The 14,788-nt window shown below is 70.3% G+C and carries 14 protein-coding genes; 4 read left to right on the forward strand and 10 right to left on the reverse strand.

Annotated features, from left to right (window positions below; genetic code table 11):
- The first annotated feature begins 27 nt into the window (after nt 1-27).
- Genes YIM_RS28880 through manD form a run of 3 tightly spaced genes read left to right on the forward strand, consistent with a single transcriptional unit; the run spans nt 28 to nt 3,362 of the window.
- Nucleotides 28-690 carry a FadR/GntR family transcriptional regulator gene (locus YIM_RS28880; protein ID WP_194239782.1) on the forward strand — a complete coding sequence of 221 codons (663 nt, stop codon included), beginning with the start codon at nt 28-30 and terminating at the stop codon, nt 688-690.
- A gap of 33 nt (nt 691-723) precedes the next feature.
- Complete coding sequence (locus tag YIM_RS28885) at nt 724-2,124, forward strand: Nramp family divalent metal transporter (protein WP_228004076.1); 1,401 nt, start codon at nt 724-726, stop codon at nt 2,122-2,124.
- Nucleotides 2,125-2,147: 23 nt separating this feature from the next.
- A complete protein-coding gene (manD, locus tag YIM_RS28890) occupies nt 2,148-3,362 on the forward strand; it encodes a D-mannonate dehydratase ManD (protein WP_153033326.1) in 1,215 nt (404 codons plus the stop codon).
- A gap of 56 nt (nt 3,363-3,418) precedes the next feature.
- On the opposite strand, the gene YIM_RS28895 is transcribed toward manD, so the two are convergent.
- The 10 genes from YIM_RS28895 to YIM_RS28940 are packed head-to-tail and all read right to left on the reverse strand — an operon-like array spanning nt 3,419 to nt 14,087.
- The gene (locus tag YIM_RS28895; protein ID WP_153033327.1) at nt 3,419-4,315 is read right to left on the reverse strand and encodes an alpha/beta fold hydrolase; all 897 of its coding nucleotides are present in this window, start codon (nt 4,313-4,315) and stop codon (nt 3,419-3,421) included.
- A 17-nt stretch (nt 4,316-4,332) separates the two neighbouring features.
- Entirely contained in the window at nt 4,333-5,022 is a 690-nt protein-coding gene (locus YIM_RS28900; RefSeq protein WP_153033328.1) for an isochorismatase family protein, read from the reverse strand.
- Nucleotides 5,009-5,680: an SRPBCC family protein gene (locus tag YIM_RS28905; protein WP_153033329.1), complete on the reverse strand. Its 672-nt coding sequence runs from the start codon at nt 5,678-5,680 to the stop codon at nt 5,009-5,011. The genes YIM_RS28900 and YIM_RS28905 overlap by 14 nt, the downstream gene beginning before the upstream one ends.
- Nucleotides 5,677-6,201 carry a (2Fe-2S)-binding protein gene (locus YIM_RS28910; protein ID WP_153033330.1) on the reverse strand — a complete coding sequence of 175 codons (525 nt, stop codon included), beginning with the start codon at nt 6,199-6,201 and terminating at the stop codon, nt 5,677-5,679. Before YIM_RS28910 ends, YIM_RS28905 begins: the two co-directional genes overlap by 4 nt.
- On the reverse strand, nt 6,198-8,612 hold the full coding sequence (locus YIM_RS28915) for a xanthine dehydrogenase family protein molybdopterin-binding subunit (RefSeq protein WP_153033331.1): 2,415 nt from the start codon (nt 8,610-8,612) through the stop codon (nt 6,198-6,200). The genes YIM_RS28910 and YIM_RS28915 overlap by 4 nt, the downstream gene beginning before the upstream one ends.
- Entirely contained in the window at nt 8,609-9,499 is an 891-nt protein-coding gene (locus YIM_RS28920) for a xanthine dehydrogenase family protein subunit M (protein WP_153033332.1), read from the reverse strand. Before YIM_RS28920 ends, YIM_RS28915 begins: the two co-directional genes overlap by 4 nt.
- The gene (locus YIM_RS28925; protein ID WP_153033333.1) at nt 9,496-10,896 is read right to left on the reverse strand and encodes an MFS transporter; all 1,401 of its coding nucleotides are present in this window, start codon (nt 10,894-10,896) and stop codon (nt 9,496-9,498) included. The genes YIM_RS28920 and YIM_RS28925 overlap by 4 nt, the downstream gene beginning before the upstream one ends.
- A gap of 32 nt (nt 10,897-10,928) precedes the next feature.
- Nucleotides 10,929-12,200: an FAD-dependent monooxygenase gene (locus tag YIM_RS28930; RefSeq protein WP_153033334.1), complete on the reverse strand. Its 1,272-nt coding sequence runs from the start codon at nt 12,198-12,200 to the stop codon at nt 10,929-10,931.
- A 52-nt stretch (nt 12,201-12,252) separates the two neighbouring features.
- Nucleotides 12,253-13,044 (reverse strand): aspartate/glutamate racemase family protein, encoded by a 792-nt coding sequence (locus YIM_RS28935; protein ID WP_153033335.1) that lies wholly within the window; start codon nt 13,042-13,044, stop codon nt 12,253-12,255.
- A complete protein-coding gene (locus YIM_RS28940) occupies nt 13,041-14,087 on the reverse strand; it encodes a leucyl aminopeptidase (protein ID WP_153033336.1) in 1,047 nt (348 codons plus the stop codon). The genes YIM_RS28935 and YIM_RS28940 overlap by 4 nt, the downstream gene beginning before the upstream one ends.
- A 180-nt stretch (nt 14,088-14,267) precedes the next feature.
- On the opposite strand from YIM_RS28940, the gene YIM_RS28945 reads away from it, so the two are divergent.
- The gene (locus YIM_RS28945) at nt 14,268-14,777 is read left to right on the forward strand and encodes a MarR family winged helix-turn-helix transcriptional regulator (protein ID WP_153033337.1); all 510 of its coding nucleotides are present in this window, start codon (nt 14,268-14,270) and stop codon (nt 14,775-14,777) included.
- The last annotated feature ends 11 nt before the right edge of the window (nt 14,778-14,788 follow it).

The raw sequence follows: 14,788 nt of genomic DNA on the forward strand, positions 1-14,788 counted from the left end.
GGCAGCCTCCGAGGAGCCAGGCTCGCGATGTCCGCGATTCGTGACGCCATCGCCGGCGGTGAGATCGCACCGTTGGCCCGGCTCCCGCCCGAGGTCGAACTCGCCGACCAGCTGGGGGTGTCCCGCGGGGCGCTCCGCGAGGCGATCCGCGCGCTCGAACTCATCGGGGTGCTGGAAAGCAGGCACGGTTCCGGCACCTACGTGACCGGCCTGACCGCGGCGGACGTGATCGGCAATTCGGCGGCGGACAGCCTGCACATCGACGCGGGTTCGGCGTTGGAGCTGATGGAGTTCCGCCGCGTGGTCGAGCCCGGCGCGACGGTGCTCGCGGCCCGGATCGCCCGGCCACGGCAGATCGAGGAGATCCGCGCGATCTACGAGGCCGGCGAGCGCACCGATGACCCCGTCGCCTACCTCGAACACGACAAGGCACTGCACCGGGCGATCGCCCGCGCCGGTGGCAACTCGATCCTCACCTCGGTGATGGAGTCGATCGCGTACGGCTCGGCGTGGGATCGCATGTGGACTCTGGTGATGCAACCGGAGATCCCCGAGCGCACCCGCCGGGAGCACGAAAGCCTTGTGGTGGCGGTGGAAACCGGTGACGTCGAACTCGCGCTCGCCACCGCGCACGCCCATCTCGCCGACGCCGAGCGGCGGGTGCGCGCCCGCTTCGCCGGTGACCACTAGTTCCCCGCGCGAACCCCATTCGGAGGAGTCAACGTGGCCTCGTCATCCGAAGCAGGGGGCGGCCAGGACGCTGCCCTGAACGATCCCTACGTGCTCGACCCGGCGAAGATCCGCTCGCCACCGCGTGGCTGGGTGCCGAGCCTGCGCTTCCTCGGTCCCGGCATGATCACCAGCGCCGCCGTGGTCGGTTCCGGTGAGCTGATCACCGCCACCACGCTCGGCGCCGAGGTGGGCTTTGTCCTGCTGTGGCTGGTTTTTGTCTCGACCTTCGTGAAGGTCGCGGTCCAGATCGAAGTGGCACGCTGGTCGATCTCCACCGGACGGCCCGCGATCGACGGCTACGACCAGGTGCCGCCCCGGGTCCGAGGACGCGGCTGGGTCACCTATCTCGCCATCCTGATGTTCCTGCAGTTCCTCACCAGCCAAGCGGGCGTGCTCGGCGCCGCGGGCCTGGCACTGTCGATCCTGATGCCGATCGACGGCGATCCCGCGTCGACGGTGTCGATCGGTTTCTGGGGCCTGGTCATGGTCCTGGTCGCGATCACGGTCCACTTCACCAACCGCTACGCGATCGTCGAGCGGTTCTCCACTGGCCTGGTCCTGCTCGTCACCGCCGCCGTGGGAGTACTGGTGCTGGGCCTGCGGGCGACCCCCTTCGCCTGGAGCGCGGCGGATCTCGCCTCTGGCATGCAGTTCCAGCTCTCGGCCGGAGCGATGGGCGTCGCGCTGGCGATGTTCGGGCTCACCGGCGTGGGCGCCGGCGAGATCACCTCCTACAGCTACTGGTGCGTCGAGAAGGGTTACGCCGCCTGGACCGGCCCCGACGACGGCTCGGACGACTGGGCGGAACGAGCACGCGGCTGGATCGCGGTGATGAAGAAGGACGCCTGGCTGTCGTGGATCATCTACACGCTGTCGACCGCTGCCTTCTACATCCTCGGCGCCGCGGTGCTCAACCCACAGGGCCTGGTACCGGAGGGCACCGGGGTGCTGACCACCATCTCCCGCATCTTCTCCGACACGCTGGGTTCCTGGGCGGGCACGATATTCCTGATCTTCGCCGCGATCACCCTGTTCAAGACGATCCTCGCGAACGTGCCGAGCCTGTGCCGCCAGATCGCCAATTCGGTGGCCCTGTTCGGATTCTTCGACTGGTCCGATCCGGTGGCGCGCGGACGCTGGATGCGCGGACTGATGATCGTCATGCCGGTGTGCTGGGGAATCCTCGGCGTGCTGGTGAATTCACCGCTCGCGCTGGTGGTCCTCGGCGGCATCCTCAACGCGCTGTACCTGCTAGCGGTCGCCGTCGCCGCGGTGTACCTCTCCTTCCGGCGGACCGATCGCCGGATCACCGACGGCAGGCTCTTCACCGCGTACCTGCTGTTCTCCGCCGTGGCGATCTTCGCCGTCGGCCTGATCGCGCTGACCACCTGATCCGCAACCCCGGGAGCCACCCCATGAAGATCGTCGCCGCGGACGTGATCGTCGCCTCGCCCGGCCGGAACTACGTGACGCTCAAGATCACCACGGACAGCGGGAGCCACGGACTGGGCGACGCCACGCTCAACGGCCGTGAACTCGCCGTCGTCGCCTACCTGCGCGAGCACGTGTGCCCGCTGCTGATCGGCCGGGACGCCCGCCGGATCAACGACGTCTGGCAGTACCTCTACCGCGGGGCGTACTGGCGCCGCGGCCCGGTCACGATGACCGCGATCGCCGCCGTCGACTGCGCGCTGTGGGACATCCTCGGCAAGGAGACCGGCCGTCCGGTGCACGAACTGCTCGGCGGGGCCGCCCGTGACGGTGTGCTGGTCTACGGGCACGCGAGCGGGCAGACGCTGGACGAGCTGACCGACGACGTCGCCCACTACCTCGAACTCGGCTACCGCGCCATCCGCGTCCAGGCCGCGGTGCCGGGGCTGGACAGCACCTACGGCCTGCACCACCCGGGGACCGGGCACACCTACGAGCCCGCCGACGGCGCCGCGCCCGCCGACAACGTCTGGCACACGCCCGCCTACCTCGACTTCGCGCCGCAGATGATGGCGGCCGTGCGCGAACGCCACGGCTACGGCTTCCACCTGCTGCACGACGTGCACCACCGGCTGTCCCCGCTGGAGGCGGCGCAGCTCGGCAAATCCCTTGAGCCCTACCGGATGTTCTGGATCGAGGACCCGACCCCGGCCGAGGACCAGGAGGCTTTCCGGACGATCCGGCAGCACACCACCACGCCGATCGCGACGGGCGAGGTGTTCAACTCGATCTGGGACTGCCAGACGCTGATCACCGAGCGGCTGATCGACTACATCCGCACCTCGGTCTCGCACACCGGCGGGATCACCCACCTCCGCAAGATCTTCGACCTGGCCGCGTTGTACGGCGTGCGAACCGGATCGCACGGCGCCGGCGACCTGTCCCCCGTGTCGTTCGCCGCCGCCCTGCACCTCGACCTGACCGTGCCCAACTTCGGCATCCAGGAATACATGGGGCACCTGGACCCGGCCGGCGAGGTGTTCCGGACCAGCTACACCTTCCAGGACGGGTACATGCGCCCCGGTGACGCACCAGGGCTCGGCGTGGAGATCGACGAGGAGGCGGCCGCGCGGTACCCGTACTCGCCGAAGTACCTGCCGGTCAACCGACTGCGGGACGGCTCGATGCACGACTGGTGACGCGCGGTGAAACACCTACGGCACAACGACTCCGCGGACCAGCCCCGGCAATGAGGTCAACTCCCCACTGCCAGTTTCCGCAGTACGTCACGCAGTGCGGCCATGGCTGTACCGGGTTGGTCCCAGAAGACCATGTGCCCGGCTTCCGGAACCTCGACGAGTTCGGCTGACGGATTCGCTTCGGCGGCTTCGGCCGCACCGGCGGCGGTGACGACTGGACTGTCGCCGCCGTGAACGAGAAACGCCGGGGCGGGCACCTGAGGCCAGTCGGTGAAGAAATCCTCGGATTCGAAACCGGCGTGGGTGGCGGCGATCGCGGTGCGGGAGCACGACGAAAGCCAGCGAGCGCGCAGTTCCTGTTCACGGCGTGGCCATCGTGGCCAGGAGCGCGCCACCTCGTCGGCGTCGGTGCCCCCGCGTGCCTGGTCCAGCTGCCCGAGGAAGGCTTCGAGGGTGGTCGGGTAGGCCCCCCGTCCGGGGCCGCTCAGCGGAGGATCGACGAGAACCGTGCCGCGCGGCTCACAGCGGCCCGACGCCGCGACCCGGGCGGCGATCCGCGCGCCCATGGAGTGGCCGAGCAGGATCGGGCGGTGCAGGCCGAGCCCGGCCACGGCGGCTTCGACGTCGGTGGCATAGCTCGCCAAGTCGTAGCCGCACAACGGATCGGTCGCCGGCGCGTTGTCGGACAGTCCGCGTCCGCGGACGTCGAGCACGAGCGGGCGCACGAGGTCGGTGAGTTCCCGCGCCACGAAGTCCATCGTCACGGCGGGGCTGGTGATCCCGGGCAGCACGAGCAGCGGGATCCCGTCGACGGGCCCGTAGTCCAGCAAATGCAGCCGGACCGGGCCTGAGCGCACCCAGCAGCTGGTCGCGGGAACGGTACCGAGATCGGCCAGCGCGGGCTGCCCGAGCGTGCGCAGCGCCGGGGATTCGGCCGGGATTGTCGTGGCCATGGGGATTCTTCTCCTTTTCAGTACCGGCTCGACGGCGCTTCGACGAGGCCACCCAGGTAGGTCAGGGCGTCCTCGACGGCAACGACGTCGGCGTACTTGGCCTGCAGGTCGAACAACGCGGCATCGTGCGGCCCCCGCGCGCGGTCACCACAGGCCTCACGCACGACGAGGGTGTTGAACCCGGACTGGACAGCGTCGACGGCGGTAGCCCGCACGCACCCCGAAGTCGTTGCGCCGCAGACGAGAACGGTGTCCGTGCCCAGGCCGGTGAGCAGAGCGGCCAACGCCGTTCCGTGGAACGCCGACGCGCCCTTCTTCACGATGAGATGGTCGCCGTCACGGTGTTCGAGCCGGGGATCGAGAACGACTGCTTCGCTTCCTTCGCGCAGGGCTCGCATACCCGGCGCTTTCCGCAGCCAGGCGACGGCGTCCCCGTCCGCCTCGGCGGGCGTATAGCTGATCGCCGTGTAGATCACCGGAACTCCGCGCCGCCGGGCCTCGGCGACGAGGGTGGCCGTGGCGGTCACCTCGGCGGTGAGGTCCGCGCCGGAAGGAAACCCGGATTCGGTGAACCCGCGGGTCAGGTCGACGACCACCAGGGCAGGGCGGGATCCGCGGGGCACGGTGGCGCCGAAGCCCGCCCGGTGGTAGACGCTGTCGGCTCCGGCGCCGTGCAGACCGGGGGTGCGCTGCTCATCGACGGGCACGCCACAGCTCCTTGATCAGTTTGTCCTGGGTGCGGATCCGGCCCAGCAGCCAGCCTTGGAACAGCCCGAGTGCCGCGGCGGCCGCGATCGGGGCGTAGCGCTTGACCCCCGCGGGAACCAGCATGGCCAGCCCGTCGAGAGCCTCGCCGTCACCTGACGAAGCCGACGCCTGAACTGTGCTGCCGTCCGGTACCGGCTCCCCTGTCGTGCCGGACGGTGCCTGCAGCCGGTCGGCGAGGTTGCGGGCGAACTGGTCGAGCAACCGGGTGGAGACCGCGCCGATCGCGCCCTTGCCGAACTGGGCGAGCTTGCCGCGGATCGACAGGTCGGTGCGGAGTTCGATGGTGGCGCCGCCCGGAGCTTCGCGCACGGTCAGCGTCACGTCGGCCTCGGCGTCACCGTTGCCGTGTGTGTCCGATCCCCTGGCCAGCAGCCGCAGCCTGCGTTCGTCGGTGGCGACTTCGGTGAAGCGCACGGTGCCGGAGTAGGCGGCGGTGATCGGGCCGACCTTCACCTTCACGCGGCCGAGGTAGGCGTCGTCCTGCTGGCCGTCGAGGGTCGCGCCGGGGAGACACGTGGCCACCCGCTCGACGTCGTTGAGCAAGGCGAAGACCGCGCCGGGGTCGGCCTGGACGGGTAGCTCGTTTTCCAATATCACGGTGTCGCTTCCTTTTCCGGGACGGGACAGGTGCCTGCTTCCCTCGCGCGGCACCGGCTCGCCGCCGTCGCCGAAACCGCGTCCACAATGGTCTGATAGCCGGTGCAGCGGCACAGGTTCGCCGAGATCGCCTCGCGGATCTCCTCGCGGCCGGCGTCCGGCCGCTGGGCGAGAAATCCCTCGGCCAGCATCAGGAATCCGGGCGTGCAGAAGCCGCACTGCAAGCCGTGGTGGTCGCTGAAAGCCTGCTGCAGATCGGAAAGTTCGCCGTCGCGCCCCAGCGACTCGACCGTGCGGATCTCGGCCGCCTCCGCCTGCACGGCGAACATCAGGCAGGCACGCACCGGTTCGCCGTCGACGAGGACCGTGCAGGCGCCGCACACCCCGTGCTCACACCCGGTGTGGGTGCCGGTGAGCCCGAGGTCGTGACGCAGGACGTCGAGCAGGGTCCTGCGCGGTTCGACGAGGGCTTCGTGTTCGCTGCCGTTGACGTTCAGGACGATCAGGTGCCGGTCGGTCATGACGGGGTGCTCGCTTCCTCACGACGGGGTACCGAAGCCGCGTCGAGTGCGGTGAGCACGGTCTGCGGGTGTACCGGCGTCGTGTCGAGTTCGACTCCGGTGTGGCGCAGCGCGTCGTTGATCGCGTTCAGCACGGCGGCCGGCGCGCCGATGGTGCCGCCTTCCCCGGCGCCTTTCGCGCCGTTCTCGGTGAACGCGCAGGGGGTTTCGAGGTGAGCGACGGTGATGTCGGGGATCTCCGTGGCGGTCGGCACGAGGTAGTCGATGAAGCTGGCGGCGGAGGGGTCGCCGTTGCCGGCGTAGGTGATCTCCTCGAACAACGCGCCGGCGATGCCCTGTGCGATGCCGCCGCGGCACTGCCCGTCGACGACCTGCGGATGGATCACCACCCCGCAGTCCTCCACGCACGCGTAGCGCAGGATCCTGATCTGCCCGGTGCCGGGGTCGGCCTCGACGACCACGGCGTGCGTGGCGTTGGAGAAGGTGCCGTCACCGGGCACGTCGAAGCTCGCCGTGGCCGAAAGCGCCGGTTCGACGCCCTTGGGCAGCAGATGGCTGCGCAGATAGGCCACGTCGGCGATCTCCTCGAAGGACGCGCGGCGGGCCGGGTCATCGACCTGGACCACGCCACCGTCACCGTCGAGACGGACGTTGTCCTGGCCGGTTCCGAGCAGATGCGCGGCGATCGCGCACAGCTGCTCGCCGAGCCGGTCGGCGGCGCGGGACACCGCCGACCCGCCGATCGTCACCGACCGGGAAGCGAAGGTCCCCCATCCGTACGCGATGCGCTCGGTGTCGCCCTGGCGCAGCTTGACCTGGTCGAGGTGCAGCCCCAGCCGGTCGGCCACGATCTGGGCCAGCGTCGTCTCGTGCGATTGGCCGTGGTTCATCGTGCCGCTGGTGACCACGACCGAGCCGGTGGTGTCCATCCGGATCTCGGAGATGTCGAAGCCGGGGACCACGGTCATCTTCCGCTGGGCGAAGGCACCCGACCCGTAACCGGTCCGCTCCGAGAAACAGCAGTAGCCGATGCCGATGTGCCTGCCCCTGGCAGCGGCGCCGTCGCGGATCTCGTACCACCCCTCGTCGCGCAGCGTGGCCTCGGCCAGATCGAGCGACTCGCGGTAGGTGCCGGGGTCGTAGGTGATGGCGTTGACGCCGGTGTACGGGAACCGGGTGATCACGTTGCGGCGCCGGATCTCGACCGGATCGAGGCCGAGTTCCCTGGCCGCGCGCTCCATGACCCGTTCGATGGCCAGCACGTACTGGGGACGGCTCACCCCGCGATACGGTGCGGTCGGCGCCTTGTTGGTGGTGATGGCGCGACCGCGGACCCGGTACTCGGGCACCTGGTACACACTCGGCATCTCGGCCGACGCCATCAGCGGCTCGATCCCCGCCGTGAACGGATAACAGGAGTAGGCGCCCATGTCGCAGACGACGTCCGCCTCCAGCGCGGTGATCCGCCCGCCGGAATCGAACGCCGCCCTGGTGCGGTAGCGCTGCTCCCTGGCCAGGAACCCGGCGGTGAGCGCTTCCCGGCGATCTTCGATCCACTTCACCGGGCGGTGCAGCAGCCGCGCCACCGCCGCCACCGCGATCTCCTCGCGGCCGACCACGCACTTCTGGCCGAACCCGCCACCCATGTCCGGAACGGTGACCCGCACGGTGCGCTCCGGAACGCGCAGGGAGCGCGCCATCGCGGTGCGCACCTGGTGCGGCACCTGGGTGCACATCCGCACGAGCAACTGGTCGTCGTGATCATCCCAGGACGCGACCACTCCGCGTGTCTCGAGCGGGAGCGCGTTCTGCCTTCCGCTCCTGGTGACGACCTCGACCACGCAACCGCCACCGGCGCGGGCCGCTTCGAACGCCGCGTCGACGCCGGACGTGTCGAACATCGAGACGTCGACCAGCACGTTGCCCGGCGCCTCCTCGTGCACGAGCGGTGCCCCGTGGGCGAATGCCGTCTCCTCCGACACGATCGCCCCGAGTGGCTCGCAGGAGACCACGGCGGCCTCGACGCCGTCCTCGGCGCTGTACGGGTCACGGGCGACGACCAGTGCGACCGGCTCGCCGGCGAACCGCACCTTCTCCTTGGCGAGGATCGGCATCGCGGTCGGCACGAACTCCTCGAGTGGACGGTCGAGCAGGGCGACGATGTCACCGAGTTCGAGGTCGGCGGCGGTGTAGGCGGCGACGACGCCGTCGACCGCCAAGGTGGCCGTCAGGTCGATCCCGGTGATCGCGCCGTGCGCGACCGTCGACCGGACGAAGGCCGCGTGCAGCATCCCGGGCAGCTGGATGTCGTCGACAAAACGTCCCCGGCCGCGGAGCAGGCGAGGGTCTTCGCGCCGGGGCACCGACGCCCCGACCCAGCGTCCCTTCCGCCCGTCGAACCGTGGGGTCATCGCGTCTCTCCTTTCCGCCACGCCTCGTCCAGTGCCCGGGTGACGAGGGTCCGGGTCAGCCGCCGCCGGTAGGCGCCACTGGCGGCGGCGTCATCGGGAGGGTCGACGGCCGCCGCCGCGGCCTCCCCGCACGCGTCGAACAGCTCGGACCCCGGGACACCTCCGGTGAGCAGGGCCTCGGCCTCGGGCACCCGGACCGGTGCCGGCGCCACCCCGCCGAGCACCACCCGCCCGCCGGTCAGCGGACCACGGTCGCCGTCGGCGTCCAGGCTGACCGCGGCGTCGACGATGGCGAAGTCGCCGTGGCGGCGGGCGAATTCGGTCAGCGCGGCCCGGGGCGCCGGACGGGTGAACCGCACCGCCGTCACCACTTCGTCCGGTTCGACGGCCGTGGTGTAGAAACCGAGGAACATCTCCCCCGCCGGGATCTCCCGGCGTCCTCCGGGACCTTCGGCGACGATCACGGCGTCGAGCAGCAGGGCCAGCAGACACCATTCCGCGGTGGCGTCACCGTGCACGATGCTGCCCGCCACCGTGCCGCGGGAGCGGATCGGCAGGTGCCCCACCCACCGCATGGCGCGGGAGAGCACGGCGAAGTCCGGTCCCAGCTCGGACGCGGCGAGCTCCACCCTCCGGTGGGTGACCAGCGCGCCGATCGTGCTCCCCGAATCCGTCCGCCGCACGGAGTTCAGGGCCGGATCCCGGCGCAGCGGTCCCAGGTCCACCAGAGCCGTCGGCCGGGCGAGCCGGAAGTTCATCATCGGCATCAGGCTCTGGCCCCCGGCGATCAGTTTCGGGTCTTCACCCGCCGCGGTGAGTTCCCCGAGCAGGCCGATGGCGTCGGGGACGTCGTGGGCCCGGTGGTAGCGGAACGCGGCGGGCTTCACGCGGTCGACCTCTCGGCCGGACTCGTCTCGGCCGCGGGCCCGGCCGGGACGACGATCCGGTCGAGCTCACGGCCACGGGTCTCCGGCGCGCCAAGCATCATGAACACGACCGCGGCGACCACGAGCACACCGAGTACGGTGAAGGTGAGGGGCAGCCCGAGCACCGGCCACAGAACGCTGCCGAACAGCAGTGGCGCGAAGCCCGTGACGGCCCGGCTCGACGACGACGCCCAGCCGAAGCCGGAGGCACGCAGCTCGGTCGGGTAGAGCTCGGAGACGTAGGCGTACATCACCGGGATGACCACCAGCGCGAACATGCCGAACGCGCCGATCGCCACGACGGCTCCCACGGGCGAGTCCAGCAGCAGTGAGAACACCACGAGTGACAGTGCCGCGAGCGGCCCGGAGATCATGATGATCCGCTTGCGGCCGACCTTGTCGACCAGCAGCACCGCCAGTGCGACACCGACGATGCCGAGCGCGTTCATCACCGCGGTCGAGGCGAAGGCGGCGATCTGCCCGAATCCCTGTGCCCGCAGGATGGACGGCATCCAGCTGAGCGCGGCGTAGTAGACCAGCATGACGCTGATGAACAGCGACCACGCGACCGCCGTGATCCGGGGGTGGAACGCCCACACGCGGCGCAGCTGGTCGAATGCCGCCGCGACCGCGCCACCACGGGTGTCCTCCACCACCGCGGGCGGAATCGAATACGGCTCGGGCTTCGTTCCCGTGCGGCGCACGAGATCGTCGATGACGGCACGGGCCTCCGCTTCACGGCCCTTGCGAACCAGGTACAGCGGCGACTCCGGGACGCCGCGCCGCACCCAGAACAGCAGCAGCGCTGGCAGGATCATCAGGACCAGCATCCACCGCCAGTTCCCGGAAACCGGGACCAGCAGCGTCGCGGTCACCGCGGCCAGCGTGGTCCCGACGGGCCACCATCCGTCCATTGCGGACAGCACCCGCCCGCGATGGCGACGCGGGGAGAACTCGCTGACGATGGCGTAGTCGACGGGGATGCATCCGCCGAGCCCGATCCCCGCGAGGAAACGCAGCAGCAGGAAGATCTCCACGTTCGGCGAAAGCGCCCCGAGCACGGAGAACAACGCGAACAGCAGCAGCGTGACGCTGAACGCCTTCTTCCGGCCGATGCGGTCCGCCACCGTGCCCCAGACGACCGCACCCACCGCCATGCCGATCAGGTTCGCCGTCGCCACCAGGCCCTTCTGCCCCGCGGACAACGTGAACTCCGCCCCGACCAGTGGGGTGAGGAATCCGTTCAACGCGACGTCCCAGGCGTCGAACATGTATCCCAGTCCGCCGATGAGGAAGATCTTTCCTTGCACGCTCCAACGCCAGGGCAGGTCCTGGACTATCTGATCTCCAGTGCGCATGAATCGCTCCGTCGCGCCGGTCAGTCCGCGTCTCAGCGAGCGAACTGGTAATGGATGGACTCGGTGTCGGGGTCGCTGAGCGGGCTGCCGTTCCACAGCCAGTCGTAGGAGACATCGGACTCGCCGTCGAACCGGCGCAGCTTCTCGTCGCGCTCGCGCTGCTCCGGGCCGTCCGGCAGGTGGTAGAAGCTCATGTTCTGCAGCGACGCGTCCTGGACCATGCCCGCGTGCTTGGCGCGCCGGTCCACGTACCGGACCAGAGCGGCGTCGATCCCGTCGCGGGTGACGCGCCCCAGCTCCTCGGCGAGCACAGCGGCGTCTTCCATCGCCTGGGAGGCGCCTTGGGCCTGGTAGGGCAGCATCGCGTGGCAGGCGTCGCCGAGCAGGGCGATCCGGCCGTCGACCCAGACCGGATCACGGCGCCGACGGTACATCGCCCACACCGAGACATCCTCATCCTTGGCCTTGGCCAGCAGGGTCGGGACGCGATCATCCCAGTCCTGGTACTCGGCGGCGAGTTCGGCGGCGGTGGCGGGCCCGCTCCACTCACGGGCGATCACCTCGCTGCACGGCACGATCGCGACCACGTTGAGGTACTCGCCGCCGCGGATCATGTAGTGCACCAGGTGCTTGTCCGGGCCGTACCAGATCGTGGAGTGGTACCGGTCGGCCAGGAAGCGCGTGGCGGGGTCCTGCGCGATCAGGTCCCCGGAGATCAGGGCCCGGTAGGCCATCTCGCCGGAGAACGCCAGCGTGTCGTCGAATCCGGCGAGGTCCCGCACCGCCGAGCGGATCCCGTCCGCGCCGATCACCACGTCACCCTCGAACCGGCGCCCGTCCGCGGTGACCACGGCAGGCCGCTCCGGCCGGGAGCGGTCGAGTTCGACCACCCGCGCGCCGGTCGCCATCCGCACCACCGGACCGGCGACGTCCGGATCCAGGCAGGCGTCCAGCAGCACCCCGTGCAGGTCGGCCCGGTGGTAGTGCCAGTAGGGCGCGCCGTACTGGTCGATCACCCGGCGCCCGAGCGGCAGCTGGGCGATGATGCTGCCGTCGGCCCAGCGACGGCGAACCTGGTCCTGCGGCTCGGTCCGCACCCGCTCGAGCCGGGCACGCAGACCCAGTCCGATGAGGATCCGGCTGGCGTTCGGCGCGGTCTGGATACCGGCGCCGATCTCGCCCAGTTCCGGGGCCGCCTCGACCACGGTGACCCGCAGGCCTCGCTGCCGGAACGACAACGCCGCGCAGAGCCCGCCAAGGCCGCCACCGACAACAACGACTTCGAATGACTGACTCGCAGCCACGTCGGCCTCCTGTCCTCGTCGATCCATCCGTTTTCCGCCCGAGGTGCCGGGCTCAGGCCTGCCTGCCCGCCGGTGCGACGGCACCGCTGAGCAGCCCGCCCGCCCGCGGCACGCGGGGCTCGACACCGAGTTCGGACAGGATCCGGAACGTGGTGGCGGTCGCCGCGGTCAGCACCGGGATCCCGATCTCGTCCTCCACCGGCTGGATCGCCGGCAACGACGGCATCTGGACGCAGGCCGAGAGCACCAGTGCGTCCACATCGGACAGATCGAGCCGCCGGTGGTGCTCCCGCAGCGCGGCCGGGTCCAGCCTGGCCACCGCGAGGTTGTCCGGCACCTCCAGCGAAAGCGCGTCGGCCACCTCGATCCCCGCGTCCTCGAGGTAGTCCGCCACCGCTTGGGTCAGCGGCTTCAGGTACGGCGTGATGATCGCGACCTTGCGAGCGCCGAGCGCGCGGATCCCGGACAGCAACGCGCCGGCACTGGACACCACCGGTGCTTCACTGCCCTCGGCGCGCAGCACGCTGGTGATGTCGTCCTCGGCGGTGCAGTGATAACCGGGCCCCTGAGCCATGATCGCCACCAGGCACGCGGTGGCGACCACATCCGGACGGGCGTCGGCCAGCTCCGCGGCCGCCCGGCCGGCCTGCGCGTTCATCGCCCGCAGCTGCTCGGGTTCGACGTGCCGCATCCGCGCCCGCGCCGAGTGGAACACGAACCGGTCCCCCGGCTCCGCCTCCTCCCTGGCCCGCAGCATCCGCGGCAGCTCGGTCTCCATCGTGAGGTTCGAGCTGGGGACGATCATCCCGATGTGGTGGTCCCGGACGCTGCCCGCCGCGCTCATCGGCGGCCCGCCGGGCGCATCTCGGGCACGGTCAGCTCACCGTTGTCGACGATCAGTTCGTCGTCCAGGTAGAGGGAGTTGCCGCGCATCGGGATGTCGAAGTGGCACGGCGTGTCGTTGGGACCGCCCAGCTCGTTGTTCGGGCCGATGGAGAACATCACGTTGCCGTAGAAACTGCGCAGTTCCATACCCATCCCGCCGGGGAACTGGGTCAGGCCGTGCCAGTGCGCCCGCTCGTCGAGCCCCCAGCCCACGTGGCTCATCCCGTAACCGCGGGGGTCGTCGAAGCTCTCGATGTAGGACCGCAGCAGGTCCGCGTCCAACCCGGACGATCCGGCACCGCCGCGGATGTCCCGGATGAAACCCGCCTCGATGGTGATCTCCACCGGGGTCTGCACGTAGGAGTTGAACGGGAGCAGCACATCCCCCGGTGAGAGCACGATCTTCCCGTCGACGCCGTCGTCGGCGCCACCGGTGAACACGAACGCCGCCGGCCAGTGGTCCCAGCGGCCGGGGGTGTCGGTGTAGCCGTACTCGGACAGCGTCGGGTACACGCCGAGCCGGTAGGTGACGTCGGTGCCCGCCGGGCTGGTGATCCGCATCGTGCCCGCCTTGGCGAGCAGCTCGGCGCCGATCTCCACCCGTTCACGCAGTTCCTTCGTCGGCATGAGCCTGGCCAGCAGCTCGGGTGGCTCGACCGCGGTCAGGATCCGGGTGCCCGCGTCCTGGATGGCGAACTGCTCCTTGCTGAACAACAGGAACGTGCAGTCGACCACCATGTCCACGCTCTTGAGCGCCTCGACCGCGAGCGGGACGTTCCCGAGCCCCGAATCGCCCACCGCCCACGCCCCCGCGGCACTGGCGGGCGAGGGCAGGCGCAGGTGGAACGCCGCCGCGCCGAGTTGCTGGGCCGCCCACAGGAAAGCGTCGGCGTACTCCGCCCGCTCGCCGCCGCGGGTCAGCACCGCCACCGTCTCGCCCTCGTGCACACCCGAGAACGTCAGCTGACGCAGGCAGATGTCGTTGAACAGGTTCTGGTCCATCGGTGACCACCTCCACATTCATCCGAACACGTATTATCCGGATACGCAATACTTCGGAACGTTTCCAGCGGGTAAAGGCGTGCCCCGGCGAACGGCCGCCCTGGCCGTGCGCGATCGTCCGGACACGTAGGATCACAGCGGACCCGGAAGACGGGCCGAGCCGACGAGGGAGAAGCAGCGATGGGTGAGCCGGCGCGCACGGGCCGACGCAGGGACGACACGCCGGCCGCCGCTCCCGCGCCGCCGTCCGATCTGCTGGCCGCTCCCGGCTACGGCGCCCGCCGTCTCTACCAGGCCTATCTCGCCGCCTGGAACCGTCACGTGGACTCGGTGCTGACCGGTCCGCAGTTCGCCGTCCTGTCCGCGGTCCGCGCCTACCCCGGCAGCGACCAGAGCTCACTGGCCGGAGCCGTCGCACTCGACACCTCGACGATGGCCGACGTGTGCCGCAGGCTCGAGCGACGCGGCCTCATCCGGCGCGTGGAGTCGCCCCATGACGCCCGGCGCAAACTGCTGTCGCTCACCGACGAGGGCAAGTCCGTCCTGACCCAGGTGAACCGCCGCGCCCGAAGGCTGGACAAGGCACTCCTCGACGGGCACGGCACCGCCGGCGACGTCGACGTGGCGTCGCTGCTCAACACACTCGGCGCCCACTGGGAGCGCATCGCCTCGGTCGACAAGCTGCGCTGAGCGCGGACCCT

The sequence above is a fragment of the Amycolatopsis sp. YIM 10 genome (assembly GCF_009429145.1).
In the GTDB taxonomy this organism is placed as follows: Bacteria; Actinomycetota; Actinomycetes; order Mycobacteriales; family Pseudonocardiaceae; genus Amycolatopsis.